This window comes from Microbacterium sp. T2.11-28, from assembly GCF_950097975.1.
Classification (GTDB): Bacteria; Actinomycetota; Actinomycetes; order Actinomycetales; family Microbacteriaceae; genus Microbacterium.
Window position 1 is genome coordinate 921,768 of sequence record NZ_CATNHF010000001.1, and the last position, 25,350, is coordinate 947,117.

The 25,350-nt window shown below is 72.8% G+C and carries 31 protein-coding genes; 9 read left to right on the plus strand and 22 right to left on the minus strand.

The genetic code is table 11. The annotated features are described in order from the left end of the window. Position 1: 1 nt before the first annotated feature. A complete protein-coding gene (locus QQZ13_RS04500) occupies positions 2-595 on the minus strand; it encodes a tripartite tricarboxylate transporter TctB family protein (protein ID WP_284527908.1) in 594 nt (197 codons plus the stop codon). Continuing rightward, entirely contained in the window at positions 592-1,602 is a 1,011-nt protein-coding gene (locus QQZ13_RS04505) for a tripartite tricarboxylate transporter substrate binding protein (RefSeq protein WP_284527909.1), read from the minus strand. The genes QQZ13_RS04500 and QQZ13_RS04505 overlap by 4 nt, the downstream gene beginning before the upstream one ends. A 141-nt stretch (positions 1,603-1,743) precedes the next feature. Between QQZ13_RS04505 and QQZ13_RS04510 the strand changes: the two genes are divergently transcribed. The 6 genes from QQZ13_RS04510 (at position 1,744) to QQZ13_RS04535 (ending at position 6,073) form a co-directional block, all read left to right on the plus strand. Next, on the plus strand, positions 1,744-3,042 hold the full coding sequence (locus tag QQZ13_RS04510) for an ATP-binding protein (RefSeq protein WP_284527910.1): 1,299 nt from the start codon (positions 1,744-1,746) through the stop codon (positions 3,040-3,042). Then, positions 3,039-3,773, plus strand: coding sequence for a response regulator (locus QQZ13_RS04515; protein WP_284527911.1), 735 nt, complete (start codon positions 3,039-3,041; stop codon positions 3,771-3,773). The genes QQZ13_RS04510 and QQZ13_RS04515 overlap by 4 nt, the downstream gene beginning before the upstream one ends. Positions 3,774-3,782: 9 nt before the next feature. Next, entirely contained in the window at positions 3,783-4,361 is a 579-nt protein-coding gene (locus QQZ13_RS04520; protein WP_284527912.1) for a hypothetical protein, read from the plus strand. Between the two features lie 331 nt (positions 4,362-4,692). Next, a complete protein-coding gene (locus tag QQZ13_RS04525) occupies positions 4,693-5,634 on the plus strand; it encodes a diacylglycerol kinase family protein (protein WP_284528037.1) in 942 nt (313 codons plus the stop codon). Between the two features lie 105 nt (positions 5,635-5,739). After that, on the plus strand, positions 5,740-5,895 hold the full coding sequence (locus QQZ13_RS04530; RefSeq protein ID WP_284527913.1) for a hypothetical protein: 156 nt from the start codon (positions 5,740-5,742) through the stop codon (positions 5,893-5,895). Positions 5,896-5,923: 28 nt separating this feature from the next. Continuing rightward, positions 5,924-6,073, plus strand: coding sequence for a hypothetical protein (locus QQZ13_RS04535; RefSeq protein WP_284527914.1), 150 nt, complete (start codon positions 5,924-5,926; stop codon positions 6,071-6,073). A gap of 37 nt (positions 6,074-6,110) precedes the next feature. Here QQZ13_RS04535 and dinB read toward each other — a convergent pair whose 3' ends face one another. Further along, positions 6,111-7,307, minus strand: coding sequence for a DNA polymerase IV (gene dinB, locus QQZ13_RS04540; protein ID WP_284527915.1), 1,197 nt, complete (start codon positions 7,305-7,307; stop codon positions 6,111-6,113). A 93-nt stretch (positions 7,308-7,400) separates the two neighbouring features. Beyond that, positions 7,401-8,120 (minus strand): MBL fold metallo-hydrolase, encoded by a 720-nt coding sequence (locus tag QQZ13_RS04545; protein ID WP_284527916.1) that lies wholly within the window; start codon positions 8,118-8,120, stop codon positions 7,401-7,403. Between the two features lie 97 nt (positions 8,121-8,217). Here QQZ13_RS04545 and QQZ13_RS04550 point away from each other — a divergent pair, with 97 nt between their 5' ends. After that, a complete protein-coding gene (locus QQZ13_RS04550) occupies positions 8,218-8,799 on the plus strand; it encodes a TetR/AcrR family transcriptional regulator (RefSeq protein ID WP_284527917.1) in 582 nt (193 codons plus the stop codon). A gap of 43 nt (positions 8,800-8,842) precedes the next feature. On the opposite strand, the gene QQZ13_RS04555 is transcribed toward QQZ13_RS04550, so the two are convergent. The 7 genes from QQZ13_RS04555 to QQZ13_RS04585 form a co-directional block, all read right to left on the minus strand. Beyond that, complete coding sequence (locus tag QQZ13_RS04555; protein ID WP_284527918.1) at positions 8,843-9,262, minus strand: MarR family winged helix-turn-helix transcriptional regulator; 420 nt, start codon at positions 9,260-9,262, stop codon at positions 8,843-8,845. Positions 9,263-9,342: 80 nt separating this feature from the next. Next, positions 9,343-9,849, minus strand: a complete 507-nt coding sequence (locus tag QQZ13_RS04560; protein WP_284527919.1) for a 2'-5' RNA ligase family protein — start codon at positions 9,847-9,849, stop codon at positions 9,343-9,345. A 19-nt stretch (positions 9,850-9,868) separates the two neighbouring features. Further along, positions 9,869-10,522: an arsenate reductase ArsC gene (locus QQZ13_RS04565; protein WP_284527920.1), complete on the minus strand. Its 654-nt coding sequence runs from the start codon at positions 10,520-10,522 to the stop codon at positions 9,869-9,871. After that, positions 10,519-10,935 carry an arsenate reductase ArsC gene (locus QQZ13_RS04570; RefSeq protein ID WP_284527921.1) on the minus strand — a complete coding sequence of 139 codons (417 nt, stop codon included), beginning with the start codon at positions 10,933-10,935 and terminating at the stop codon, positions 10,519-10,521. Before QQZ13_RS04570 ends, QQZ13_RS04565 begins: the two co-directional genes overlap by 4 nt. Positions 10,936-10,974: 39 nt before the next feature. Then, complete coding sequence (locus QQZ13_RS04575; protein ID WP_284527922.1) at positions 10,975-11,889, minus strand: metalloregulator ArsR/SmtB family transcription factor; 915 nt, start codon at positions 11,887-11,889, stop codon at positions 10,975-10,977. A 19-nt stretch (positions 11,890-11,908) separates the two neighbouring features. Beyond that, a complete protein-coding gene (locus QQZ13_RS04580; RefSeq protein ID WP_284527923.1) occupies positions 11,909-12,427 on the minus strand; it encodes a GNAT family N-acetyltransferase in 519 nt (172 codons plus the stop codon). Then, positions 12,424-13,755, minus strand: coding sequence for an FAD-dependent oxidoreductase (locus QQZ13_RS04585; RefSeq protein ID WP_284527924.1), 1,332 nt, complete (start codon positions 13,753-13,755; stop codon positions 12,424-12,426). The genes QQZ13_RS04580 and QQZ13_RS04585 overlap by 4 nt, the downstream gene beginning before the upstream one ends. An 87-nt stretch (positions 13,756-13,842) precedes the next feature. On the opposite strand from QQZ13_RS04585, the gene QQZ13_RS04590 reads away from it, so the two are divergent. Continuing rightward, positions 13,843-14,187, plus strand: a complete 345-nt coding sequence (locus QQZ13_RS04590; protein ID WP_284527925.1) for a metalloregulator ArsR/SmtB family transcription factor — start codon at positions 13,843-13,845, stop codon at positions 14,185-14,187. Further along, the gene (locus QQZ13_RS04595; protein WP_284527926.1) at positions 14,184-14,888 is read left to right on the plus strand and encodes an MIP/aquaporin family protein; all 705 of its coding nucleotides are present in this window, start codon (positions 14,184-14,186) and stop codon (positions 14,886-14,888) included. Before QQZ13_RS04590 ends, QQZ13_RS04595 begins: the two co-directional genes overlap by 4 nt. A 94-nt stretch (positions 14,889-14,982) precedes the next feature. Here QQZ13_RS04595 and QQZ13_RS04600 read toward each other — a convergent pair whose 3' ends face one another. From QQZ13_RS04600 to QQZ13_RS04650, 11 genes are all read right to left on the minus strand, one after another. Next, positions 14,983-15,744 (minus strand): ABC transporter permease, encoded by a 762-nt coding sequence (locus QQZ13_RS04600; RefSeq protein ID WP_284527927.1) that lies wholly within the window; start codon positions 15,742-15,744, stop codon positions 14,983-14,985. Continuing rightward, positions 15,741-16,538 carry an ABC transporter ATP-binding protein gene (locus QQZ13_RS04605; protein WP_284527928.1) on the minus strand — a complete coding sequence of 266 codons (798 nt, stop codon included), beginning with the start codon at positions 16,536-16,538 and terminating at the stop codon, positions 15,741-15,743. The genes QQZ13_RS04600 and QQZ13_RS04605 overlap by 4 nt, the downstream gene beginning before the upstream one ends. Continuing rightward, positions 16,535-16,903, minus strand: a complete 369-nt coding sequence (locus tag QQZ13_RS04610; RefSeq protein WP_284527929.1) for a DUF1048 domain-containing protein — start codon at positions 16,901-16,903, stop codon at positions 16,535-16,537. Before QQZ13_RS04610 ends, QQZ13_RS04605 begins: the two co-directional genes overlap by 4 nt. Beyond that, positions 16,900-17,238, minus strand: a complete 339-nt coding sequence (locus tag QQZ13_RS04615) for a PadR family transcriptional regulator (protein WP_284527930.1) — start codon at positions 17,236-17,238, stop codon at positions 16,900-16,902. Before QQZ13_RS04615 ends, QQZ13_RS04610 begins: the two co-directional genes overlap by 4 nt. Before the next feature lie 146 nt (positions 17,239-17,384). Continuing rightward, complete coding sequence (locus QQZ13_RS04620; RefSeq protein ID WP_284527931.1) at positions 17,385-18,074, minus strand: response regulator; 690 nt, start codon at positions 18,072-18,074, stop codon at positions 17,385-17,387. Continuing rightward, the gene (locus QQZ13_RS04625) at positions 18,071-20,575 is read right to left on the minus strand and encodes a DUF4118 domain-containing protein (RefSeq protein WP_284527932.1); all 2,505 of its coding nucleotides are present in this window, start codon (positions 20,573-20,575) and stop codon (positions 18,071-18,073) included. The genes QQZ13_RS04620 and QQZ13_RS04625 overlap by 4 nt, the downstream gene beginning before the upstream one ends. Before the next feature lie 2 nt (positions 20,576-20,577). Further along, on the minus strand, positions 20,578-21,192 hold the full coding sequence (gene kdpC, locus QQZ13_RS04630; RefSeq protein WP_284527933.1) for a K(+)-transporting ATPase subunit C: 615 nt from the start codon (positions 21,190-21,192) through the stop codon (positions 20,578-20,580). Between the two features lie 52 nt (positions 21,193-21,244). Further along, entirely contained in the window at positions 21,245-23,398 is a 2,154-nt protein-coding gene (kdpB, locus tag QQZ13_RS04635) for a potassium-transporting ATPase subunit KdpB (RefSeq protein WP_284527934.1), read from the minus strand. 3 nt (positions 23,399-23,401) lie between these two features. After that, positions 23,402-25,075, minus strand: coding sequence for a potassium-transporting ATPase subunit KdpA (gene kdpA, locus QQZ13_RS04640; protein WP_284527935.1), 1,674 nt, complete (start codon positions 25,073-25,075; stop codon positions 23,402-23,404). Next, positions 25,075-25,164 carry a potassium-transporting ATPase subunit F gene (locus tag QQZ13_RS04645; protein WP_284527936.1) on the minus strand — a complete coding sequence of 30 codons (90 nt, stop codon included), beginning with the start codon at positions 25,162-25,164 and terminating at the stop codon, positions 25,075-25,077. The genes kdpA and QQZ13_RS04645 overlap by 1 nt, the downstream gene beginning before the upstream one ends. Further along, entirely contained in the window at positions 25,161-25,313 is a 153-nt protein-coding gene (locus QQZ13_RS04650; protein WP_284527937.1) for a hypothetical protein, read from the minus strand. The genes QQZ13_RS04645 and QQZ13_RS04650 overlap by 4 nt, the downstream gene beginning before the upstream one ends. Between the last annotated feature and the right edge of the window lie 37 nt (positions 25,314-25,350).

The following is a 25,350-nucleotide window of genomic DNA, read 5'->3' on the forward strand; positions in this document are numbered from 1 at the left end:
GTCAGAAACCTCCGAGGATGCCCGACGGCAGCGGCAGGCCGAGGACCATGTCGAAGCCGATGTAGGCGAGGGAACTCATCGTCAGTCCGACGACGAGGCTGGCCAGTGGCTTGGTGGAGCCGAAGCCGCGGGCGACGCACCAGAACAGCAGGCCCGCCGCGATGACCCATCCGAGCACGTCGAGCAGGAGCGCGAAGGCGAAGAACGAGCCGATGATCCACAGGAACGAGCGCACGTCGATCCGCACCGCACGCGGCTCGGCGGGCGCCTCCTCACCCGCTTCGGCGGCGAGGAGCTCGGCGACGTGCGGGTCGGGCAGGCTGCGCACCTCACGGATGCCCGACACCGCCAGCGCCACCGCGAACGCGTAGAGACCCGCCGTGATGATGGCCGGGAAGAACTGCGGCCCGGGGAAGTCGGCGGAGCTCGGCACGCGCATCGTGAAGATGCCGATCAGGAGGTACGTGGCGAAGGCGGCCACGACGACCGGCATGGTCAGCGCCTTCAGCAGCGCGGCGATGCCCGGGCGCGACACGATCCGCAGGCGGTCGCCGACGACGGCGGAGGCCGACGTCGGATTCGGTGGGAAGGTCACAGGCCCATCTCCTCGTACAGGGTGCGGATGCGGCTCTCCTCGTCGTCGAGGAAGTCCGCGAGCTCGTCACCGGTGATGACGCGCTCGGTCCAGCGGTAGCGATCGATGGCATCGCGCCACTGCGGCGTCTCGACGCTGTCGACGACGAGCCGGGTGAGGCTGTCCTCCTCCGACGCGCTCAGGCCCGCGGGCGCCGCCACCATGCGCCAGTTGGTGAGGGTGACGTCGTAGCCCTGATCGACCGCCGTGGGGATGTCGATGCCGTCGACGGGGTCCTGAGCGACGAACGCGAGGGCGCGCAGGCGTCCGGCCTCGATCTGGTCGATGTTGTCGGGGTACCCGCCGGCCGCGGCCTTCGCGGTGCCGTTGAGCAGGGCCTGGATGGCCTCCCCGCCGCCGTCGGACGAGATGTACGTGGTTTCCAGCGGGTCGATCCCCGCGGCCAGGGCGAGGTCGGTCACGACGAGCTGGTCGAACGATCCGCCGCCCGTCCACGGCAGGGCCTTCGGATCGTCGCGCCACGCCGCCACGAGGTCGTCGAGCGTCTCGTACGGCGAATCGGCGGGCACGACGATGACGTCGTACTCCTCGACGATGACCGCCAGCGGGGTGACGTCGTCCAGGGTCGCCGCGGAGTCGAACTGGATGGTGGCGGCGAGCAGCCCCGTGCCGCCGACGAGCAGGTTGTTCGGCTGGCCGCTCAGCACCGAGACGTTGCCCAGCGCGATCGTGCCGCCCGCTCCCGGCATGTTCACCACCTGCACGTTGTTGACGAGGCCGTTCGCCTTCTGCGCCTGCTGGAGCTCGCGCGCCACCCCGTCCCAGCCGCCGCCGGCGGCCGCGGGGGCGATGATCGTCATCGACGCGCTGATGTCCTGCCCGGACGCGGCCGAGCTGATCGAGCCGAACACGGCGACACCGACGGCGGCCGCGGCGATCGCGCCGCCGACGGCGCGGCCGATCAGTCGTGCGGGCCCGGATCTGGGGGGAAGGGGCTGCGGTGTCATCTCTGCTCCATTCGCGCGGACATCGTCGTCGCCGCGGGATCGACCTAGGATGGCACCGCCGGTCCGAGGTGCGGCGGCGCGGGCGAATTGTTCTCTTAAACGCCGTCAGCAGACCGGCGGTGCGTCTCGACGGGGAGTGTGATGACCATGGCGATGCGGCCGAGCCCGCGGGCGATCCGCCTGGCGATGATCCTCCTCCCCTCGGTCGTGACCCTCGCGGCGCTGACCGCGACGGTCATGGTGGCCCTCTGGCTGCAGGAGAAGAGCATCCGCGACGCCACCGCCGAGCGGGTGCAGGAGGTCGCGTCCAGCCTCGCGGCGCTGCCGCAGGTGCGCGCCAGCCTCGCATCGACCGTCGACGCGGGCACCCCGGGCGACCTCGCCGACGCCGCGGATCTCGCCACGGCGACGGAGACCCTGCAGCCCATCGCCGACCTCGTCGCCCAGGCCGCGGGCGTGTACTACGCCGTGATCACCGACGACGAGGGCGTGCGCATCACGCATCCGCTCGCCTCCGAGCGCGGCGTCCAGGTCTCGACCACGAACGAGTCCGTGCTCGCGGGCACGCCGTTCCTCGGGACGGAGACGGGTCCGTCCGGCCGATCGCTGCGCGCGAAGGTGCCGGTGCGCGGTGCCGACGGCGACGTCGTCGGGATGGTCGCAGTGGGCGTGCTCGAATCCGACATCGAATCGGAGCGCATGGAGGCGCTCACCGGCCTCCTCCCCTGGGCGGCCGGCGCCCTCGTCGTCGCGACGATCGCGAGCTCGCTGCTCACGGCCGCCGTCGAGCGACGTTTCCGCCGGCTCGACGGACTGGCCGCCGAGCACGCGCAGATGCAGCGCACGACCGCCGCGCTGCAGGAGCAGGCCCACGAGTTCCACACCCGGCTGCACGTCGTGCACGGGCTGGTCACCCACGGGGAGCCGCGCGCCGCGCTGGACTACATCGAAGACGTCGTCGCCGTGAGCGACGCGACGCCGCCCGATGGCCGCGGCGGCGCCGGGGACGGCGTTCCGGGAACCGCGCTGCGGGAAGCCGCGATGCACGCCGTGCGTGCCGATCTTCTCGAGCGCGGCGCGCTCGCCGAGTTCGACGTCGAGCCCGGCGTCCACGTCGACGACGACGTCGTCTCGATCCTCACCAACCTCAGCCGCAACGCCGGCGAGGCGGGCGCCACGCGCGTGCGCTGCACGCTCCGGCAGTCCGGCGACCGGCTGTACGGCGTCGTGGAGGACGACGGGCCGGGCGTCGATCGGCACGTCGCCGCGCGGATCTTCACCCGGGGGCTGTCGTCCAAGGCGGACACCGGGGGACGCGGACGCGGGATCGGGCTGGACCTGGTGCGCCGCCTCGTCACCGCCCGCGACGGCTCGGTCGAAGTGGGCGCGTCGACGCTCGGCGGCGCGCGGTTCTCCTTCGAGCTGGAGGTGCGCCCGTGAGCGGGCCCATCCGCGTGCTGGTCGTGGACGACGACCGCGGCGCACGCGCGCTGCACGCCGGGTTCGTCGCCGCGACGCCCGGCTTCGTCGTCACCGGGACCGCGGCGACCGGCGCGGAGGCGCTCTCGCTCGCGACCGCCGCCGATCTCGTGCTGCTCGACATGCGGCTGCCCGACATCAGCGGCGTCGAGGTGATCCACCGCCTGCGCACGATGGGCGAGGGCGAGCCGGACGTCCTCGTGATCAGCTCCTCGCGAGACCAGACCACCGTCCGGCAGGCCATGGCGGGGCGGGTGGTGGGGTACCTCATCAAGCCGTTCACGCGAGCCGCGCTGCAGGAGCGGCTCGCGCACTACGCCGCCACGCGCGCCGCGCGGCCGGAGACGCCGCGCGACGTGCCCCTCGGGCAGGGTGAGATCGACCGGCTGTTCACCGGCGGCATCCGCACCGCCCGGCGCTCGCCCGCGGCGCTGCCGAAGGGGCTCGCCCCGACGACCCTCGAACGCGTGGTCGCGGCGCTGGATCCCGTCATCGCCCGGACGGCCGCGCAGGTCGCGACGGAGTGCGGACTCTCGTCGGCGACCGCGCACCGCTACCTCACCCATCTCGTCGAGACCGGCGCGATCGACATCGCCCACCGCTACGGACGCCGAGGGCGGCCGCAGGTCCTGTACCGGCTGACCCCGGACACCGCTCCGTCCGGCCCCGGCGACGCACCGGGCGCTCGCTAGGCTTGCGACATGATCGTGTCCTGGCGTGCCCGCGCCGCAGGGATCGTCGCGATCGTCGCCCTGCTGATCGGTGCGGCGCTCGTCGTGCTCGGAGCCCCCGCAGACACCTCGGCATCCGTCGGGTGGTTCGCGTACCAGCCGTTGGCGGCGCAGGCGTTCTTCCCCCAGGGCGGCATCTCGCTCTCGCTCACGAGCCTGGCGGGCCTCCTGCTGGGAGCCGCCGGGCTGACCGTCCTCGCGTTCTTGACGGGCCGATGGGTCCGGCGACGCCGCGACGCGACGCAGCCAAACGCCCGTCGGCGCATCAGGACCGCCTGGTGGGGCGTCGCCGCGGTGGTCGTGGTCGGCGCGATCCTCACGTTCACGGGGTGGCCCGCTCCGCAGCCGCTCTTCTCTCTCGATGACTCGTACATCGCCTTCGCCGACGGCTGGTCGCCCGCCTCCGCCGACGGCTTGCTCCTCGGCGGCTTCCTCCTCGCACCCGTCGCGCTCATCGGCCTCCTCCTCGTGCTGGGCGCGCTCGCGATCTCGGCCTTCCTGATGGGCCTCACGCGCACACCTCTCCCGCCGGCTCCGCCCTCGACGTGATGACAGTCGTTGTCGGGTCCGGCCCGCCGAGGCGGCAACGACTGTCAGCAGACCACGCAACGGCTCACACGGATGACAGTCGTTGTCGTATCCCGTCGGTCGAAGCGGCAACGAGTGTCAGCGCACCCGCCCGCCGCGCGCCCACACGCGGCCCCGCCCCGCGCCGCGGAGCACGTCCTGACGGAGGGGCGATCTGGCAAGGGGGGTGAACTCCCGGTCGAAAGGTGATCAGGTGTCGTAGGTGAACACCACCCCGACCTCTTCCGCCGACGCCGACGCCTCCGCCGACGCCGAGACCGCGACCCCGCCGACGGACGCACGGCGCGCCGCCGTGGTCTACAACCCCGTCAAGATCGACCTGGACGCCGTGCGAGCGGCCGTCGCCGCCGAGCAGGAGGCGGCGGGATGGGCGGAGACGCTCTGGTTCGAGACCAGCATCGAGGACCCCGGCGGCGGCGCGACCGCCGACGCTCTCGCGGAGGACGTGGACATGATCATCGTCGCCGGCGGCGACGGCACCGTGCGCGCGGTGGCCGAGGCCCTCGCCGACCACGACGTCCCGCTCGCACTGCTCCCCTCCGGCACCGGCAACCTGCTGGCCCGCAACCTGAAGCTCACCCTCGACGACCTCACGCACTCGCTGAACTCCGCCTTCACGGGGCAGGACCGCCGCATCGACCTCGGACGGATCGAGATCCGCCGCGAGAACGGCGACACCGACCGTCACGCCTACCTCGTCATGGCGGGGCTCGGCCTCGACGCGAAGATGCTCGCCCACACCGACGACGAGCTGAAGGCGAAGATCGGCTGGCTGGCGTACGTGAAGGCCATCGTCCTCGCGCTCCGCGACAAGAACCAGCTCCGCATCCGCTACAAGCTCGACGACGAGCGCACGCGCTCCCTGCGCGCGCACACCGTCATCATGGGCAACTGCGGTGCCCTGCAGGCGAACATCCTGCTGCTCCCCGACGCCGCCGTCGACGACGGCGAGCTCGACATCGTGCTCCTGCGCCCCGAGGGCGTCGTGAGCTGGGCGCAGATCGTGACGAAGATCATCTGGGAGAACGGCGTGCTCAGCCGCACACGGCTCGGCCGGCGGCTGCGCACCAAGGAGGTGCGGGCGCTGAACTACATCAAGGGCCGGCGCTTCACCATGCTCGCCAACCGCCCCGAGCTGATCCAGCTCGACGGCGACGAGTTCGGGCAGACGACCGCGATCCGCACCTGGGTCGACCCGGGCGCGTTGACGGTGCGCGTTCCCGCGGAGGACTGACGCGCCCCGGCCGCGGGACCCTGCACGATCGGAACGCGTTGGCAAGCCCCGTGCCAGCGAGCGCCGGCGGGTGTCTGATCGGAGTCCACGACGAGAGGACCCCCGATGGCTGACGGAACCGAGCAGGAGGACGTCGCCTCACCCGACGCCTCTGCACCTCAGCGCAACGACGCCCCCGACAAGCCCGCGCCCGATCCCGAGGGCGTGCTGCCCGAGACGACGGACGACGAGGGCATGCCGCTGGACAACCCGTCCGGCTGACGATCGAACCACGACCTGGAGGTCACACATGAACGAGGAACACCACGGCTCGAACGACGCCGATCACACCGACGCGCACGCGGACAGCGCGGCAGCGGCCGGCTCGGAATCGCCCGAAGAAGGCCAGGCGGCCGAGGATGCCGCGGCGGACGCGGTCGACGGGCACGACGACGCGTAGCCCTCGCCGTTCTGAGCGCTGAGCCCTGCTCACCCCGTCATTCGTGTTCGGGGAGGATGGGCGCCGACCAGCCGGGATCGCGGCCCAGCTGCGTCGCGCGCGCGAGTGACGCCGCGCCGAAGCGGTCGCGCACCGCGTCGGCGACCGTGTCGAGCCGCGCGCTCTCGCCCCAGTCGATCGGGAGCTCCTGGGGCACGTCCTCGCCGCGCACGAGCTGACCGAGCGAGATTCCGATCAGGGTGATGCCGCGGGACTCGATCTCGGGCCGCGCCGCGGCGAGGAGCCCGCGCGCCGCCGCCAGCAGCACGGCCGTGCGGTCGGAGGCGAGCCGCAGGCTCCGGGACCGCGTGGCCTTGGTGAAGTCGCCGAATCGCAGCCGCAGCACAACCGTGCGGCAGCCGCGGCCACCGTCACGGAGTCTGCGCGCCAGCCTGTCGACGATCTGGCTGAGGATGACGTCGAGCTCCTCCGCTGTGCGCGGCCCGTTACCGAGCGCGCGCTGCGAGCCGATCGAGCCGCGGCGGGTCGTGGTGACCACGGGGCGCGGGTCGAGGAGCCGCGCCATGGCGTGCACGTGGGCGCCGGCGGCGCGTCCGAGCAGTCGCTCGGCGGCAGAGGCCTCGAGCTCGGCGAGCTGACCGACGGTGCGGATGCCGTGCCGGTGCAGCTTCTCCGCCGTCACCTTGCCGACGCCCCACAGCCGCTCGACCGGGAGCGGCAGCAGGAACTCCTCCTCGCGGTCGGGCTCGACGATCAGCAGACCGTCGGGCTTGCTCACCGCGCTCGCGACCTTGGCGAGGAACTTCGTCCGCGCGACGCCCACCGAGATGGGCAGCCCGACCTCGCGGCGCACGCGCTCGCGGAGGCGCACCGCGACCTGTTCGGGGGTACCGGCCAGCCGCCGGAGCCCGCCGACCTCGAGGAAGGCCTCGTCGATCGACAGGCCCTCCACGAGCGGGCTGGTGTCGCGGAAGATCCCGAAGACCGCTCGGCTCGCGGCGGTGTAGGCCTCCATGCGCGGCGGGACGATCACGGCATCGGGACAGAGCTCCCGCGCCTGCCGGCCGCCCATCGCGGTCCTCACCCCGCGCGCCTTCGCCTCGTAGCTCGCGGCGAGCACGACGCCGCCACCGACGATGAGCGGGCGTCCGCGCAGCGCGGGCGCATCGCGCTGCTCGACCGACGCGTAGAAGGCGTCGAGGTCGGCGTGCAGCACCGTCGCCTCGCCGCGCATGCGCCCTCCCGCCGATCCGCCACGGATCGTCCGGCCCGCCGATCCCTCGAGGGGATCGTCCCACCCGCCCCCGACACGGGACTGCCGGGCGGATCAGGCGGCCGCAGCCTCCTCCCTCACCCGCCGCACAAGCTCCGCGACGCCGCCGGACCACGGGGCGCCGTGGCCGGGGAGCACCCAGCTCGCCTCCAGGTCGGCCACGACCGCGAGCGAGGCCAGCGACTGAACCGGATCGTCGGTGAACGGCGCCGGCTGCGGGCCGACGCGGCCGGTGAGCACATGGCGCGTGGTCAGCGCGTCGCCGACGAAGAGCGCCCCGACCGACGCGGTGTGCACGGCGACGCTCCCCGGCGAGTGCCCCGGGAGCGGGATCACCCGGGGCTCGCCGGGCAGATCGAGCACCTGCTCGCCCGCGAGCTCGACGACCTCGGTGAGGTGGTGGGTGCGCGCACCGCCCTTGCGGAGCGAGTAGCCCAGGAAGCCGAGCGTCGGCGCGATCCGCATCTTCGGCCACGGCGTGGCCGGCGGCTTCTCGCCGCGCGCGCGGCCGGCGTCGCCTTCGTGGACGTACACGGGGATGCCGTGCTCGCGGCGCAGCCGCTCGGCGAAGCCCACGTGGTCGCTGTCGCCGTGGGTCAGGATCACGCCGCGCACGTCGGCCGGCGTGCGGCCCATGGTGGCGAGCTCGGCACGCAGGTCGGCCCACATGCCCGGAAGGCCGGCGTCGACGAGCGTGACGCCGTCGGCGGTGACGATCGCGTACGCGGCGACGATGTCGTTGCCGATGCGGTGAAGGCCGGGTGCGAGCTGCATGTTCCCCTCCGGAGGGTGCGTGATGATGATAGCTAAAGTATATAGCTATCATGGCTAGCGTCAATAGCTATACTGATCGTGGATCGAGAGGAGCGCCATGCCCACCCCCGCGCGCACATCCGTCGAGGAGATCGTCTCGGCCGGCTCCCGCATCCTCGACGACGCGGGCCTGCCGGGCCTCACCATGCAGGCCGTCGCGGCGCGGGTCGGGGTGCGCCCGCCCTCGCTCTACAAGCGCGTGCGCGACCGCGATGAGCTGCTGCGCCTGATCGCCGACGACACCGCGCGCGAGCTCGGAACGCGTCTGGACGCCGCCACGACCGCGGTGGGCCCGTCAGCCGCCGCCTCGGACCGGCTCGTGCAGCTGGCGCACGCCCTGCGCACCTTCGCCCACGCAAGCCCCGAGCGCTACCGCCTGCTCTTCACGCCGCCCACCGCCGCCCACCGCCCCGACCCCGACGCGCAGGCGCGCTCGGTGCGCGCCCTCCTGGACACGACCGCGCAGCTGGTCGGTCCGGGCGACGCGCTGTCGGCCGCCCGCACCGTGACCGCGTGGGCGACCGGATTCATCAGCATGGAGTTCGCCGGCGCGTTCCAACTGGGCGGCGATGTCGACGAGGCGTTCTCGTACGGCATCAGGCGGATCGCCGCGGCTCTGGCCGCCGACGGCGCCGCCTGAGCCCGCGGGCCCGCGGGCCCGCGGGCCCGCGCATGGCCGGATGTCAGCGGGCGGTCACGCCGTCCAGTCGCTCCTGGAGCACCGCCAGCCCCGCGTGCACCGTGGCCGCCGCTTCGGGATCGAGCAGCTCGGCCAGCACCTCGTTCCGCGCGACGGTCGCGTCCCGCAGCGAGGCGGCACCGAGCGCGGTGAGCGCGATGTACGACGAGCGCCCGTCGGTCGGATGCGGGCGCCGCTCGACCAGCCCCGCCCGCTCCAGACGGTCGACGAGTTTGCTGGCCGCCCCCACGGTGATCCCGATCTCGGCGCTGACGTCGAGGACCCGCCCGGTCTCGCCGTGGCGGTCGATGATCGTCAGCGCGTGATGCTGCGCCGCGCTCACGTGGCCGCGCTCCCGCAGCGCGCCGTCGACGGCGTTCCACAGCCCCACCTCGTATCGGATGAGCGCCTCGAAGAAGTCCATGACGCGTGCAACCGGGCGGCCGCCGACGGTGTTCCTGGGGACCCGACCCGTCGGCACACCGCTCTGGCCGATCGCCGGCCTCAGCGGATCGCCGTGACGGTGCGCGTCGCGGAGTCCCAGCGCCGCAGCGCCACCCCCGCGCCGGCACGGACGGGACCGAGGACGCCCACGGCGTCGGGCAGGGCATCCAGCCGCAGGCGGCGGGCGAGCGTCACGTGCGGCGTCCAGTCGCCGGGCGCGGTGTGCGGCGCGTCGACGCCGGGCGGGACGGCCGCATGGACCGCCTCGTGCAGACGGCGGAGCTCCTCGGTCGGCGTCACGCGACGCGCGAGGACGCCCCGATCACCGTGCCGGAACACCAGGGGCTCGGCGAGGGTCAGGGCCACGGGAAGCAGGGCGAGGGCTTCGCCGAACGCGACCGGTGCGAGCGCCGGCCGCACGAGCAGCGTCACGTGGGGCCTGTTGCTCGGGGCCGTATGGGCGGCGAGGCTCGAGTGGCCCGCTGCCCGCAGCCTCTCCCAGTCGGCGCGGACGGCCGCCTCGGAGGCGTCGTCGAGCAGCAGCTCGATGCTGACGACGTCGCTCACCGGCACCTCGTGAGGACGGTCACCGGTCCGCCGGGAGCACCTCGGCCAGGAGATCCTCCACGTGGGCCCGGATCTCGTCGCGCACCCGGCGCACGCCGTCGAGATCGAGCCCGGCCGGGTCGGCGAGGTCCCAGTCGAGGTAGCGCTTGCCCGGGTACACGGGGCAGGCGTCGCCGCATCCCATGGTGACGACGGCGTCGGCCGCACGCACGATGTCGTCGGTCAACGGCTTCGGATACGCCTCGGTGACGTCGATGCCGATCTCGGCGAGCACCTCGACCACCTGCGGGAGGATGCCGTCACCCGAGGGCTGCGAGCCCGCCGAGCGCACGTGCACGCGCCCCCCGGACAGGTGGTCGGTGAGCGCCGCGGCCATCTGCGATCGTCCGGAGTTGTGCACGCAGAGGTACAGGATCTCCGGCACCGTCTTCACGATGAGCCCGCGGGACTGCGCCAGCGCGGTGAGACGATCGCGCGCGAACCGCTCCGCGAGGCTCGTGAGGTGCGCGGTGACGGTGGCCGTCCGTCCGAGCGCCGTGTAGGACTCGAAGACGACGCGCTCCACCGTCTCGGGGCCGACGATCCCCTCGAACCGATCGGCGAGCCTCTCGGCGGCGCGCAGGAGCACCGCCTCGGGCGCCAGGAGGCCGCCCTGCCCCGACGACGCGGTCATCCCCGCGCACCCTCGCCGACGAGCTCGCCGATCAGGCGCTCGACGCGCCCGCGGATCTCGTCGCGGATCGGTCGCACCGCGTCGATGCCCTGGCCGGCCGGGTCGTCGAGCTCCCAGTCCTCGTAGCGCTTGCCGGGGAAGATCGGGCAGGCGTCGCCGCAGCCCATGGTGATCACGACGTCGGACTCCTTCACGGCGTCGACCGTGAGGATCTTCGGGGTCTGGCCGGCGATGTCGACGCCGACCTCCGCCATCGCCTCCACGGCGACGGGGTTGATCTGGTCCTTCGGCTCGGATCCCGCCGAGAGCACCTCGACGCGGTCCCCGGCGAGGCTGCGGAGGAAGCCCGCGGCCATCTGGGAGCGGCCGGCGTTGTGCACGCAGACGAAGAGGACGGTGGGGGTGCTGCTCATCGGGTTCTCGCTTTCGTTTCTCAAAGCATAGACCCTGATCTATGTGTTCGCAGGTGAATCCTCGGTGAACGCGGAGGCCGGGAGCAGCTCGTCGAGGAGCGCGCGCACCCGCTCGGCGATGTCGTCGCGGATGACGCGCACCTGCGGCAGCGGCAGGCCCGCCGGGTCGTCCAGGTCCCAGTCGAGGTAGCGGCGGCCGGGATACACCGGGCACGCGTCGCCGCAGCCCATCGTGACCACGACGTCGGCCGCCCGCACCGCTTCGTCGGTCAGCGGCTTGGGGAACTCCCCCGCCAACGGCACCCCGATCTCGTCGAGCGCCGCGACGATGTGCGCCCGCACCTCTCCGCGCGGCGCCGATCCGGCCGTCCGCACGCGCACGCGGTCTCCGGCGAGCTGGCGCAGGATCCCGGCCGCGAGCTGGGAGCGACCCGCGTTCTCCACGCAGACGAAGAGCACCTCGGGCACCTCCGGCGTCGGGCGGCGCGCGCGGCTGAGCGCGTCCAGCCGCGCGGTCGCGAACGACGCCACGCGGGAGGTCAGCAGCGCGGTCGTCCCGCCGTCGGCCAGGAGCTCAGCGGCGGCGGCGACGTTCTCGCGCACGGTCTCGACGCTGAGGACGCCGCGGAACCGCACCGACAGGTCGTGCACCACGCGCTCCAGATCCGGATCGCGTCGCGCGTCGGGAGAAGGGACGGACAGCAGCGCGGCCACGCGATCCGCCTGGTCGGGCGCGAGCGAGTACCAGGCGTGACGCCCTTCGGGATGGCGCTCCACCATGCCCTCCTCGCGCAGGGTCCGCATGTGGTGACTCACGGTCGGCTGGCGCAGCCCGAGCTCGTCGGCGAGCTCGCCCACCCGCACGCGTCCCGACGGCGACCGGGCGATGAGCGCGAGGATGCGGGCGCGCGTGGGATCGGCCAGCACGGTGACCGTCCGCTCCGCCGCATCCATAGACGGGAGTCTATCGGCCCTACGGATCCTCCCGGCCGTTGCGGGTGCTCCGCCGCTCGACGAGAACGGTGTCGCGCCACCGGCCGGCATGCGGTCCGCGCACCGATGTCGCGATCGCCTCCCGGCGACCGACCACCCGGAAGCCCGCCGCCTCGTGCAGGCGCAGGCTGGCGGCGTTCTCGGGGAAGATGCTCGACTGGATCGTCCATACGCCGGCCTCCTCCGCCGCCCCGATGAGCGCGTCGAGCAGGATCCGGCCGATCCCCCGGCCGCGCGAGGCGCGCGCGACGTAGACGGAGTGCTCGACGACGCCCCGGTAGGCCGCGCGGGCGGAGACGGCCGAGGCGGCGGCCCACCCGACGACGGCCCCCGCCTCGTCTACGGCGACCAGCCGCAGGTCCGCCCGCTTGCCGGCGTCGAAGTCCTCCCACGCCGGCGTCGCCGCCTCGAAGGTCGCCTCGCCGTCCTCGATCCCCTCGGCGTAGATCCGCTCGACCTGCGGCCAGTCGGCGGGCTCGAGCCGGCGGGTGGCGATCACGAGCAGCAGCCCACGGCCGAGGGACCCGAGCCGGTCGAGCACACCCCCGTCGCCGGCAGCACGAGCTCCACCTGCGACGCCGCGGCGATATCTCCCCCGATCCACGCGGTCACCGACCTCACCTGCTCGTAGCCGGTCGCCAGCAGGAACGTCGGCGCGCGGCCGTAGGACTTCATCCCGACGATGAAGAAGCCCGGCTCGGGGTGGGTGAGCTCGCGGAAGCCGTGGGGCTCGACGGTGCCGCACGAGTGCACGTTCGGGTCGATGAGCGGCGCGAGCCGCACCGGGGCCTCGACGATCGGGTCCAGTTCGAGACGCATCTCGCGCAGCGCGGCGAGGTCGGGGCGGAAGCCGGTGGCGTTGACGACCACGTCGGTCTCGTGCGTCGCCGCCTCCCCCCGGCGACGGCCGACGAGCACCGCGGCGCCGTCGCCGCCGCGACGGGCGCGGAGGATCTCGAATCCGTCGAGCATCGCGACGCGACCGGCGGCCACGGCGTCCTCCACACGACCGCCGAGCCGCGCGCGGTCGGCCAGCTCGTCGTCGGGCGAAGAGGTCACGCGGGCGGCGCGGGAGTTGCGGATCAGCCAGGTCACCGACGTGTCGGGCTCCTCCTCCGCCAGCTGCGCCAGCGCCAGCAGCGTGTTCGCCGCGGAGTGCCCCGCCCCGACCACGGTCGTCCGCCGGCCGGCGAAGCGGCTGCGGTCGCGACCGAGCACATCGGGCAGCGCCGGCGTCACCGCATCGGCGATCTCGCCCATCCCCCGCAGCGGCAGGCCGTCGGAGGACAGCGAGTTGGGCGTCCGATAGGTTCCGGAAGCGTCGATGACGGAGCGTGCCGAGAGCTGATCGTCGCCGTCGTCGCCGGGGACGTCGCCGACGATCCGCACCGCGAACGGCACGCCGTCGCGGCGGCGCGACCGCGTGCGATCCATGCCCTCCCGGGTGACGCCGGTCACGGTGACGCCGGTGCGCACGTGCGGGGCGATCGCGTCGAGCGCGGCCAGCGGCTCGAGGTAGCGGGCCACCAGCTCGGCGCCCGTCGGCGCGCGCTCCGGGTCGGGGAGGGTCCAGCCGGTGGCCTCGAGCAGCCGTCGCGCGACGGGATCGACGAGGTGCTTCCAGGGCGAGAAGAGACGGGTGTGCCCCCACTCGCGCACGTTCGCCGCGACGACCGGACCGGCCTCGAGCACGACGAAGGGGATGCCGCGGTCGGCGAGCTGCGCCGCGGCCGCCAGTCCGATCGGGCCTGCGCCGATCACGACGACGGGGAGGGCGGTGAGGCGCTCGTCCACGCGAGGGCGAGGGGTGATGTCCAGCAGGGTCATGGCTACTCCATCGATGGATGTCGATATCTCGGAGACCGAGTCTGCACCCGTGTATCGATGGATGTCAATATCGAGTATTGTCGATGCATGCAGACTCTCGAGGTCACCGACGTCACCGCGGCATGCTGTGCGCCGCTCACCCGCGAGCCGCTCTCCGCGGCCGACGCCGACGCGCTCGCGCACACCATGAAGGCACTGGCCGACCCGACCCGGCTCCGGCTGCTGTCGATCGTCGCCGCCTCCGACGGGGCCGAGGCCTGCGTGTGCGACCTCATCGACCCGGTCGGCCTCAGCCAGCCCACCGTGTCGCATCACCTGCGCATCCTCATGGAGGCCGGCTTCCTCTCGCGCAGCAAGCGCGGGACGTGGGCGTACTACTCGCTCGTCCCCGGCGCGCTCGACCGCGTCTCGCAGGTCCTCGTCGCGCCGTGACCGTCGCACCCGCGCGCGAGCTCCTGGCAGAGTTCCTCGGCAGCGCGCTCCTCGCCGCCACCGTCCTCGGCTCCGGCATAGCCGCGGCCCGCCTCTCCCCCGCCGACACCGGACTGCAGCTCCTCGAGAACGCGTTCGCGACCGCGTTGGGGCTGGCCGTCCTCATCCTCGTCTTCCAGCCGGTCTCGGGCGCCCACTTCAACCCGGTCGTGACGCTCGCCGACTGCACCCAGGGGCACCGGCCCTGGCGCGACGCGGCGCGCTACCTCCCGGCGCAGATCGCGGGCTGCATCGCCGGCGCCGCGCTGGCGAACGTCATGTTCGACCTGCCCGCCGTCTCCTGGAGCGGCACCGCGCGGATCACCCCGGGAGCCCTCGCCGCCGAGGTGGTCGCCACCGCCGGCCTCATCCTCGTGATCTTCGCCCTCGCCCGCACGGGACGGGGCCACCTCGCCGCCCCGGCCGTGGGTGCCTACATCGGCGCCGCGTACTGGTTCACGTCCTCGACGAGCTTCGCCAACCCGGCGATCACGATCGGCCGGATGTTCTCCGACACCTTCGCCGGCATCTCACCCGCGTCGGCGCCGTGGTTCGTGCTCGCGCAGCTCGTCGGCGGGGCGATCGGTCTCGCCGTCGCGGTGGCCCTGTTCCCCCGGCGCCCGGTGGCGGCGCGGGCCGATGCGGTGGCAAAAGCAGGGTGAATCGACACCCCCGGCCGGTATCGGGCCCGGGACAGCCGACCCATCCTGCTGTTGCCACGCGAACCCTCGGCCGCGCCGGCGCGATCCCGTCCGGTCAGCGCACGCGGCGCCGATAGGCCAGCACCGCGAGGGCGTAGGCCACGACCAGGATGACGCCGCACCACGCGAGCGCCACCCACAGCGACGCTCCGGGGGCGCCGCCGGTGAGCAGGGCGCGGATCGCGTCGACGATGGCGGTCACGGGCTGGTTCTCCGCGAACCAGCGGACGGGACCGGGCATCGTGCCGGTCGGCACGAAGGCCGAGCTGATGAACGGCAGGAAGATGAGCGGATAGCTGAAGGCGCTGGCCCCGTCGACGGTCTTCGCCGACAGACCCGCGATCACCGCGATCCACGTGAGCGCCAGGGTGAACAGCACGAGGATCCCCGCCACCGCGAGCCACGCCCCCACGCTCGCGGGAGACCGGAACCCCATGACCAGCGCCACCCCCACCACGATGGCGAGCGACACGATGTTGGCCACGACCGAGGTGAGCACGTGCGCCCACAGGACGCTCGAGCGGGCGATCGGCATCGATTGGAAGCGCTCCACGATCCCGCCCTGCAGATCGAGGAACAGCCGGTACGACGTGTACGCGACGCCCGAGGCGATCGTGATGAGCAGGATGCCGGGGAGCAGGTAGTCGATGTAGGCGGTGTCGCCGGTGTCGATCGCGCCCCCGAAGACGTAGACGAACAGCAGCATGAACGCGATCGGCATGACCGCGGTCGTGATGATCGTGTCGGGGCTGCGCAGGATGTGGCGGAGCGACCGGCCGGTGAGGACGGCGGTGTCGCCGAGGACGTGCGTGGTCATGACGGCTCCTTCGAGGGAGGTTCTGCGGGGGACGTGTCGCCCACGATGGAGAGGAAGACCTCCTCGAGGGTGGGCTGCTTCTCGACGTACTCGACGGTCGCCGCCGGGAGCAGGGCCTTCAGCTCGGCGAGCGTGCCGTCCGCGATGATGCGTCCCTGGTGGAGGATCGCGATGCGGTCGGCGAGCTGTTCGGCCTCGTCGAGGTACTGGGTGGTGAGCAGGACGGTGGTGCCGCCCGCGGCGAGCTCCTTCACCGCCTGCCAGACCTCGAGCCGGGCCTGCGGGTCGAGCCCCGTGGTCGGCTCGTCGAGGAAGATCACCGGCGGATCGCCGATGAGGCTCATCGCGATGTCGAGCCGGCGGCGCATGCCCCCGGAGTAGGTGCCGGCCCGGCGGTCGCCGGCGTCCGTCAGCGAGAAGCGGGCGAGCAGGTCGTCGGCGATCGCGCCGGGACCCGGCAGGTGGCGCAGCCGCGCGACGAGCATGAGGTTCTCCCTCCCGGTGAGGATCTCGTCGACGGCGGCGAACTGGCCGGTGAGGCTGATCGACTCGCGGACCTCGGCCGCCTGGGCCCCGACGTCGAACCCGTGGACGGCGGCCGTGCCCGCGTCGGCGGCCAGGAGCGTCGATAGGATGCGGACGAGCGTCGTCTTGCCCGCGCCGTTGGATCCGAGGAGTGCGAAGACGCTTCCCGGGGCGATGTCGAGGTCGACGCCTCGCAGCACCTCCAGGTCTCCGAAGGACTTCCGCACGCCCGAGACGCGGATGGCGGAGGCGGTGGCGACGGCACTCATGACGGGTCCTCCTTCGCCGCCTTCTCGACGGCCTCGACGAAGCGGGCGCGCTCCTTGTCGATCCACTGCCGTCCGCCGTACGCCTGGGCGAACGTCTCGGCGAAGTCGACGGGGTCGTCGCCGACGATGTCGCGGACGGGCGTCCCGTCGAGCGCGGCGCGCTCCCACAGGTCGGCGCCGTCGACGTACATGCGCACGATGGTGTCGCCGTCGACGGTGCCGCCGTAGTACATCAGGTAGCGCTGAAACGCCTCGGCGGCCCCGCGATACGGCGCGGGGAGTGCCTCGATGCGCGCCTTGGCTGCGCGGTACTGCTTCTTCTGCTCGAGCGGTCCGACGATCAGCTCGATCCATTTCGCGGTCATGATCGGTTTCCTCCGTGCTGGTGGAGCTGGTCGAGTCGTTCGGTGAGGAAGCTCCAGGTCCTCCAGAACTCGCCGAGGTAGGCGCGGCCCTCGTCGTTGAGCGAGTAGACCTTGCGGGGCGGCCCCTTCTCCGAGGGCACCTTCTCGATGTCCACGAGTCCGCGCTGCTCGATGCGGACGAGGAGCGCGTAGATCGTCCCCTCGGCGATGTCGGTGAAGCCCTGCTCGCGCAGCGAGGCCGTGATCTCGTACCCGTATGCGGGACGCCCCGCGAGGATGGCGAGGACGATGCCCTCCAGGACGCCTTTCAGCATCTCGGTCGCCTGCTTGCCCATCGCGCCTCCGTCTCGGTCGTGGTCGGTCAGTATCTAGCGACACTGACTACCGCTAGATAGTAACGCTGAATACCGGTAGATAGCAACACTGAATACCGACCGCACTCGAGACCTGGAGTCGGCGGCGTGCGAGCGCGCCGGCGCGCTCAGTCGTCGAGCTGCAGCCGATATCCCATGCCGGCCTCGGTGAGGAGATAGCGCGGATGGGCGGGGTCGGGCTCGAGCTTGCGACGCAGCTGCGAGATGTAGAGGCGCAGGTAGCCGGTGTCGGTGACGTGCTCGGATCCCCAGATCGTCGTGAGGATCGTCTGTCGGGTCACCAGGCGCCCCGGATTGCGCAGGAGGATCTCCAGCAGCTGCCACTCCGTGGGGGTGAGCCGGATCCGCTCGGTGCGGCCGTCGGCGCTGCGCGTCACGCTCCGCGCGGGCAGGTCGACCGACACGTCGCCGAGCTCGACCACCGGGTCGGGCTCCTGCTGCGGCGCCCGCCGGGTGAGCGCGCGGATGCGGGCCAGCAGCTCGTCGATCGAGAAGGGCTTCGTGACGTAGTCGTCGGCGCCCGCGTCGAGCGCGTCGACCTTGTCGCCCGACCCGGTGCGCCCCGACACGACGAGGATCGGCGCGTCGGACCAGCCGCGGATGGCGTGGATCACGTCGATGCCGTCCAGCGCCGGCATGCCGAGGTCGAGCAGGTAGATGTCGGGGCGGTGGTCGACCGCCGCCGCGATGGCCTGCGTGCCGTCGGCGGCCGTGACGACGTCGTATCCCTGAGCGGAGAGCGTGATCCGCAGCGCGCGGACGATCTGCGGGTCGTCGTCGGCGATGAGGATCCTCACTCCGGAGCCTCCTCGGGACTCGCCTGCCCGGCGGCCGGCAGCGCGATGACCATCGTGAGCCCTCCCCCGGGTGTGTCCTCCGGCGTGAGCGTACCGCCCATCCCCTCCACGAACCCCTTCGACAGGGCCAGTCCGAGCCCGAGCCCCGTCGTGTTGTCGGTGTCGCCGAGGCGCTGGAAGGGCACGAAGATGTCGTCGCGGCGGTCGGCGGGCACCCCGGCGCCGTGATCGACGATCCGCAGCTCGACCATGTCGCCGAACGCGCTCGAGGCGATCCGCACCCGCGCGCCGTCCGGCGAGTGCCGCACCGCGTTGGCGAGCAGGTTGACCACCGCCCGCTGGAGGAGCACCGGATCGGCGCGCATCGGCGGCGCAGCCAGCGCCAGATCCACGGTCGCCGGGCCGAGGCCCAGCTCGTCGAGGGCGGGCAGGACGACGTCGGCGGCGTCGACCGTCGAGAGCGAGATCGCCAGCGCTCCGGCCTGCAGACGGCTGACGTCGAGCAGGTCGGTGACGAGCGCGGCGAGCGTGGCGAGGCTCTCATCGGCCGTGGCGAGCAGCTCGGCGCGGTCGTCCTCGCTGAGGGTGCCGTCGAGCGGGGCGCTGCGGAGCCCGCCGACGGCGGCGGTCGCCGCGGCGAGGGGCCGGCGCAGATCGTGACTGAGCGCGGACAGGAGCGCGCTGCGCACCCGATCGGAGGCGGCGAGCGGCTCCAGGCCGCTGGCGACCTCGGCGAGGTCGCGGTGGGCGAGCGCGGCGTCCAGCTGCGCGACGAGGACGGCCAGCCGCCGGCGCTCCGAGGCGGGCAGGTCGGCCCCGTGGAGTTCGAGCACGGCCCGCTCGCCGATCGGCACCGGCGTGTGTCGACCGTCGGGGAGCGGCTCCCCGCTCGTGGCGAGCACGACGTCGCCCGCGACGAGCCGCACGCCGGCGAGGCCGAACGCCTCGCGGGCGCGCTCCACCAGGGCCTCCACGGCGCCCGAGCCGCGCAGGACGCTGCCGGACACAGTCTGCAGCAGCTCCGACTCCGCCGCCGCCCGGCGCGCGGCGCGGGTCTTGCGGGCGGCGCGGTCGACCACGAAGCTCACGAGGATCGCGATCGTCACGTAGAGCCCCAGCGCGAGCAGATGCAGCGGCTCCTGCACCGTGATCGTGAACAGCGGCTCGACGAAGAAGTAGTCCAGCGTGATGCCGCTGAGCACCGCCGCCCACAGGGCCGGCCAGATCCCGCCCACGAGCGCGACGACGACGACGAGCAGCTGATAGCTGAGCACATCGCTCGTGATCGACTCGGTGCTGCGGAACGAGACCAGCAGCCACGTCAGGAGCGGGCCCCCCACCATCGCGAGCGCGAACCCCGCGAGCCGGCGGCGTGCACTCAGCGCGCCGCCCAGCCGCGGCAGCGCGAATCTCCCGCCGGCGGCGGAGTGGGTGACGATGTGCACGTCGATGTCGCCGGACTCGCGGATGACGGTGGCGCCGATGCCCGGGCCGGTCAGCAGCGCCGCGAGCCTGCTGCGTCTGCTCACGCCGAGCACGAGCTGGGTCGCATCGACCGAGCGGGCGAACTCGACGAGGGCGCGCGGGACGTCCTCCCCCACCACCTGGTGGAACGTGCCGCCGAGCTTCTCGACGAGGGCGCGCTGCTCGGCGAGCGCCGCCGGGTGCGCGGCGCGCAGGCCGTCCTGGCTGGTCACGTGCACCGCGAGCAGCTGCCCGCCCGCCGAGCGCGCCGCGATCCGGGCGCCGCGGCGCAGGAGCGTCTCGCCCTCCGGTCCGCCCGTCAGCGTGACGACCACCCGCTCGCGGGCCTCCCACCGGCGCTCGATGCCGTGCTCGGCGCGGTAGTCCTTGAGCGCCTGGTCCACCTCGTCGGCCAGCCACAGCAGGGCGAGCTCCCGCAGCGCCGTCAGGTTGCCGAGACGGAAGTAGTTCGACAGGGCCGCGTCGACGCGCTCCGCGGGATAGACGAGCCCGCCGGCGAGGCGGTCGCGCAGCGCCTGCGGCGCCAGGTCGACGACCTCCACCTGGTCGGCCGCCCGCAGCACCTCGTCCGGAACCGTCTCGCGCTGCGGCGCTCCGGTGATCTGCTCCACGACGTCGTTGAGCGACTCGATGTGCTGGATGTTGACGGTCGAGATGACGTCGATCCCTGCGTCCAGCAGCTCCCGCACGTCCTGCCAGCGCTTCTCGTGGCGCGAGCCCGGAGCGTTGGTGTGGGCGAGCTCGTCGACGAGCGCGACATCGGGGCGGCGGGCGAGCACGGCGTCGAGGTCCATCTCGCTCAGCTCGACGTCGCGGTGACGGACGGACCGGCGCGGCACCGCTTCGAGCCCCCGCGTCATCCGCAGCGTGGCGGCGCGGCCGTGGGTCTCCACGACGGCGACGACGACGTCCGCGCCCTCGTTCTGCAGGCGCGCGCCCTCCTCGAGCATCGCGTAGGTCTTCCCGACACCCGGAGCGGCCCCGAGGAGGACGCGCAGCCGTCCGCGTCCGCTCATGCTCACCCTTCCCGCCGGTCCATCGCCAGGTTCAGCTCGACCACGTCGACGACCGGCTCTCCAAGGTAGCCAAGGTCCCGGCCCTGCGTGTGCTGCGCCACGAGCTGCTGCACGTCGGCGGGCGTCCAGCCGCGCGCGGCGGCGACGCGGTCGATCTGGATCCGAGCGTAGGCCGGGGAGATGTGCGGGTCGAGGCCCGATGCGGAGGCCGTGATCGCATCGGCGGGCACCTCGGACGGTGCGACGCCGTTCAGCGCCGCCACCTCCGCCCGCCGCTGCGTGATGGCCGCCGCCAGATCGTCGTTCTCCGGCCCGAGGTTGGACCCGGACGACGCGGCGCCGTCATAGCCGTCTCCGGCCGCCGACGGCCGCGGCTGGAAGTACTCCGGCAGCGGCGCGCCGTCGGCGTCGGCGAAACTCTGCCCGACGAGCGCGGAGCCGACGACGGCGCCGCTGTCGTCGCGCAGCAGCGAGCCGGCCGCCTGGCCGGGCAGCGCCAGCTGTCCGACCGCCGTGACGAGCGCCGTGTAGCCGATGCCGAGCACGATCGTGAAGAGAGCCATCGCCCGGATGGCGACCCAGGCGGTGCGTCCGGTGGCGCGGGAGGAAGTGTTCATCGCAGGACTCCTGGAGAGAGGGGATTCGGAGGCGTGGGGTCGGAGGTGGGGTTCAGAAGCCGGGCAGCAGGCGCACGACGAGGTCGATGAGCCAGATGCCGACGAAGGGGGCGACGACGCCGCCGAGTCCGTAGACGAGGAGGTTCCGCCCGAGTATCCGCGACGCGTTCATCGGCCGGTAGCGGACGCCCCGGAGGGCGAGCGGGATGAGGATGACGATGATGATCGCGTTGAAGACGATCGCCGACAGCACCGCGGACGCCGGCGAGTGCAGCCCCATGATGTTCAGGGCCGCCAGCCCCGGGAACACGCCCATGAACATGGCCGGGATGATCGCGAAGTACTTCGCGATGTCGTTGGCGATCGAGAAGGTGGTGAGGGCGCCCCGCGTGATCAGCAGCTGCTTGCCGATCCGCACGATGTCGATCAGCTTCGTCGGATCGGAGTCGAGGTCGACCATGTTTCCGGCCTCCTTCGCCGCCGACGTCCCGGAGTTCATCGCCACGCCGACGTCGGCCTGCGCGAGTGCGGGCGCGTCGTTGGTCCCGTCACCGGTCATGGCGACGAGGTTCCCTCCCTCCTGCTCGCGGCGGATGTAGGCGAGCTTGTCCTCGGGCGTCGCCTCGGCGAGGACGTCGTCGACGCCCGCCTCGCGCGCGATGGCCGCCGCCGTCAGCGGATTGTCCCCGGTCACCATCACCGTGCGGATGCCCATGGCGCGAAGCTCCGAGAACCGCTCCGTGAGCCCCTCCTTGACGACGTCCTTCAGGTGCACCACGCCGAGCACGCCGGCCGCATCGGGGCCGATCGCGGCGACCACGAGCGGCGTGCCTCCCGACTGGGCGATGCGGTCGGTCTCCCCCGCGAGCTCCGTCCGCTGGGCCTCGCCGGGCGCGTGGCCCGCGTCGGCGAGCCAGGCCGCCACCGCGGAGGCGGCACCCTTGCGGATGCGCGTGCCGTCGGGCAGGTCGAGGCCGCTCATCCGCGTCTGCGCGGTGAAGGGCACGATCTCGCCCCGCACCTCGTCTCCCGATCCCGGCGCTCCGGCGCTCATCCCCAGGCGCGCGGCGAGCTCGACGATCGAGCTGCCCTCGGGGGTCGGGTCGGCCGACGAGGCCAGGGCGGCGGCGCGCACGAGGTCGCGTTCGGCGACGCCGGCGAGCGGGACGAACTCCGAGGCGCGCCGGTTGCCGTAGGTGATGGTGCCGGTCTTGTCCAGGAGCAGCGTGGTCACGTCGCCGGCCGCCTCGACGGCGCGCCCCGACATCGCGAGGACGTTCCGCTGCACGAGCCGGTCCATGCCGGCGATGCCGATCGCCGAGAGGAGCGCTCCGATGGTCGTCGGGATGAGGCAGACGAGCAGGGCCACCAGCACCGGGATGCTCACCGGGGCGGCCGCGTACGACGCGATCGGGTTGAGGACGAGCGCGACGACGACGAACACGATCGACAGGCTCGCCAGCAGGATGCTCAGGGCGATCTCGTTGGGCGTCTTCTGACGCGCGGCGCCCTCGACGAGGGCGATCATCCGGTCGACGAAGGTCTCGCCGGGCTTCGAGGTGATCCGCACCACGATGCGGTCGGAGAGCACCCGGGTGCCGCCGGTGACGGCGCTGCGGTCGCCGCCGGACTCGCGGATCACGGGCGCGGACTCGCCTGTGATCGCCGACTCGTCGACCGAGGCGATGCCCCACACGACGTCGCCGTCGCCCGGGATGAGCTCGCCGGCCGACACGACCACGACGTCTCCGACGCGCAGCTCCGCCGACGACACGTCCGCAGAAGTCGCCGTCGCGGCCGACGGATCGGCGGCGGGGTCGTACCCCGCGACCCGATGCGCCACCGTGCTCGTCCGGGTGGCGCGCAGCGTGTCGGCCTGGGCTTTGCCGCGCCCCTCGGCCACGGACTCCGCGACGTTCGCGAAGAAGACGGTGAGCCAGAGCCAGGCCGCGATGATCGCGGCGAACGGCACGGGCACCTCGGCGCCGCCCGACGACGAGGGTCCACCGAGGAACGGCTCGGCGATCGCGATGGCCGTCGTCAGCGCCGCGCCCACCCACACGAGGAACATCACGGGGTTGCGCCACTGGGCGCGGGGGTCGAGCTTGCGGACGGCGCCCGGGAGGGCGGCGGGGATCGCGGCGAGCAGCCGTCCGCGGCCGGCGGCGGCGGGCCGCGCGTCGGCGGATTCGGTCAGTGAGGACATGGTTCAGATCAGCCCTTCCGCCAGGGGACCCAGCGCGAGAACGGGGAAATAGGTCAGTGCGGTCACGATGAGGATCGTGCCGACCAGGAGCCCGACGAACAGCGGGCGGTGGGTGGGGAGCGTGCCGGAGGTCTCGGGCACGGCATCCTGCGCGGCCAGCGATCCCGCCAGCGCGAGGACGAGCGCGATCGGCACGAACCGGCCGAGGAGCATGGCGACTCCGAGCGCGGTGTTGAGCCACGGCGTGTTGGCCGTGAGCCCCGCGAAGGCCGAGCCGTTGTTGTTCGCGGCCGACGTGAAGGCGTACAGCACCTCGGACAGTCCGTGGACCCCGGGGTTCCAGATCGACGTCGTGGTGACGTCGTCGCGGACGCCGGGCAGGGCGAAGCTCAGCGCGGTGCCGAGCAGCACGAGCACGGGCGTGACGAGGATGTAGAGGCTCGCGAGCTTGATCTCGCGCGGCCCGATCTTCTTGCCGAGGTACTCCGGGGTGCGACCGACCAGCAGTCCCGCGATGAAGACGGCGATGACGGCGAACACGAGGATGCCGTACAGACCGGAGCCGACGCCGCCGGGGGCGAGCTCGCCGAGCATCATGTTGAGCATCGGCATCATCCCGCCGAGCGCCGTGAACGAGTCGTGCATCGCGTTGACCGCCCCGGTGGAGGTCAGCGTGCTCGTCGAGGCGAACAGCGTGGAGCCCACGATTCCGAAGCGGGTCTCCTTGCCCTCCATCGCCGCCCCGGCCAGCCCCGGCGCCGTCCCCGATCCGGCCAGCTCGAACGCGGTCAGCGCGGCGAAGGAGGCGACGAAGAGCACCGCCATCGCGGCCAGGATGGCCCGGCCCTGCCGCTGATCGCCGATCATCGCGCCGAAGGTGCGCGGCAGCGAGAAGGGGATCAGCAGCATCAGCACGATCTCGAACAGGCTCGTCCATGCCGTGGGGTTCTCGAACGGGTGGGCGGAGTTGGCGTTGAAGAAGCCGCCGCCGTTGGTGCCGAGGAGCTTGATCGCCTCCTGCGAGGCGACCGGCCCGCCGGGGAGAGCCTGCGTGCCCCCGCTGACGGTCGTGATCTCGGTGAACCCGGCGAGATTCTGGATGACACCGCCCGCGAGGAGGACGACGGCGGCCACCACCGCGAGGGGAGCCAGGATGCGGAAGGTCCCGCGCACGAGGTCGACCCAGAAGTTGCCGATGGTGCCGCTGCGGCGTGCCGCGATGCCCCGAACGAGCGCGACCGCCACCGCCATGCCGACGGCGGCCGAGACGAAGTTCTGCACCGCCAGCGCCCCCGCCTGGGCGGCGTAGCCGAGGGTCTGCTCCGGCGAGTACGACTGCCAGTTGGTGTTGGTGACGAAGGAGATCGCGGTGTTGAACGCGAGGTGCTCGCTGGGTGCCCCGAGGCCCAGCGCGTAGGGCAGCCAGGGCTGGAGGCGCTGGATCGCGTAAACGAGGACCACCCCGACGGCGGAGAACACGAGCACCGAGCGCAGGTACGCCGGCCACGACTGGGCGGCGCGGGGGTCGACCCCGATCACCCGGTAGAGACCGCGCTCGGCGGCGGCGTCCCGGGACGACGTGTAGACCCACGCCATGTAGTCGCCCAGCGGGCGGTGGGCGAGAGCGAGGACCAGGGCGACGGTGAGCAGGGCGCCGCCGGCGAACACCCACTCCATCAGAACCGCTCCGGCGTCAGGAGGGCGATGACGAGGTAGGCGACGGCGGCGACGCCGAGGACGACGGCGAGCGCTTCGAAGACGATCACAGCTTCTCGACCGCCTTGCCGATGAGGCCGACGATGACGAAGAGGGCGAGCGCGCCTGCGAGGAAGGCGATGTCGAGCACGGAGGATCCGATCGATGGGTGACGGACCGCGAAGTCCGGGCGCCGGGATGACGCAACACCCGATCCCACACCCGGCGGCCGCGCGATCCCCCGGTCCTCACGGAAT

Coding starts and splice junctions, on each gene's coding strand:
- QQZ13_RS04625 (WP_284527932.1), bottom strand. CDS start 20,575: ATGAGCGGACGCGGACGGCTGCGCGTCCTCCTCGGGGCCGCTCCGGGT.
- QQZ13_RS04590 (WP_284527925.1), top strand. CDS start 13,843: ATGCAGACTCTCGAGGTCACCGACGTCACCGCGGCATGCTGTGCGCCG.
- QQZ13_RS04605 (WP_284527928.1), bottom strand. CDS start 16,538: ATGAGTGCCGTCGCCACCGCCTCCGCCATCCGCGTCTCGGGCGTGCGG.
- kdpC (WP_284527933.1), bottom strand. CDS start 21,192: ATGAACACTTCCTCCCGCGCCACCGGACGCACCGCCTGGGTCGCCATC.
- dinB (WP_284527915.1), bottom strand. CDS start 7,307: ATGCGCGGCGAGGCGACGGTGCTGCACGCCGACCTCGACGCCTTCTAC.
- QQZ13_RS04545 (WP_284527916.1), bottom strand. CDS start 8,120: ATGCAGCTCGCACCCGGCCTTCACCGCATCGGCAACGACATCGTCGCC.
- QQZ13_RS04615 (WP_284527930.1), bottom strand. CDS start 17,238: ATGGGCAAGCAGGCGACCGAGATGCTGAAAGGCGTCCTGGAGGGCATC.
- kdpB (WP_284527934.1), bottom strand. CDS start 23,398: ATGTCCTCACTGACCGAATCCGCCGACGCGCGGCCCGCCGCCGCCGGC.
- QQZ13_RS04530 (WP_284527913.1), top strand. CDS start 5,740: ATGGCTGACGGAACCGAGCAGGAGGACGTCGCCTCACCCGACGCCTCT.
- QQZ13_RS04570 (WP_284527921.1), bottom strand. CDS start 10,935: ATGAGCAGCACCCCCACCGTCCTCTTCGTCTGCGTGCACAACGCCGGC.
- QQZ13_RS04565 (WP_284527920.1), bottom strand. CDS start 10,522: ATGACCGCGTCGTCGGGGCAGGGCGGCCTCCTGGCGCCCGAGGCGGTG.
- QQZ13_RS04610 (WP_284527929.1), bottom strand. CDS start 16,903: ATGACCGCGAAATGGATCGAGCTGATCGTCGGACCGCTCGAGCAGAAG.
- QQZ13_RS04550 (WP_284527917.1), top strand. CDS start 8,218: ATGCCCACCCCCGCGCGCACATCCGTCGAGGAGATCGTCTCGGCCGGC.
- QQZ13_RS04575 (WP_284527922.1), bottom strand. CDS start 11,889: ATGGATGCGGCGGAGCGGACGGTCACCGTGCTGGCCGATCCCACGCGC.
- QQZ13_RS04520 (WP_284527912.1), top strand. CDS start 3,783: ATGATCGTGTCCTGGCGTGCCCGCGCCGCAGGGATCGTCGCGATCGTC.
- QQZ13_RS04505 (WP_284527909.1), bottom strand. CDS start 1,602: ATGACACCGCAGCCCCTTCCCCCCAGATCCGGGCCCGCACGACTGATC.
- QQZ13_RS04555 (WP_284527918.1), bottom strand. CDS start 9,262: ATGGACTTCTTCGAGGCGCTCATCCGATACGAGGTGGGGCTGTGGAAC.
- QQZ13_RS04600 (WP_284527927.1), bottom strand. CDS start 15,744: ATGACCACGCACGTCCTCGGCGACACCGCCGTCCTCACCGGCCGGTCG.
- kdpA (WP_284527935.1), bottom strand. CDS start 25,075: ATGGAGTGGGTGTTCGCCGGCGGCGCCCTGCTCACCGTCGCCCTGGTC.
- QQZ13_RS04585 (WP_284527924.1), bottom strand. CDS start 13,755: ATGACCCTGCTGGACATCACCCCTCGCCCTCGCGTGGACGAGCGCCTC.
- QQZ13_RS04510 (WP_284527910.1), top strand. CDS start 1,744: ATGACCATGGCGATGCGGCCGAGCCCGCGGGCGATCCGCCTGGCGATG.
- QQZ13_RS04535 (WP_284527914.1), top strand. CDS start 5,924: ATGAACGAGGAACACCACGGCTCGAACGACGCCGATCACACCGACGCG.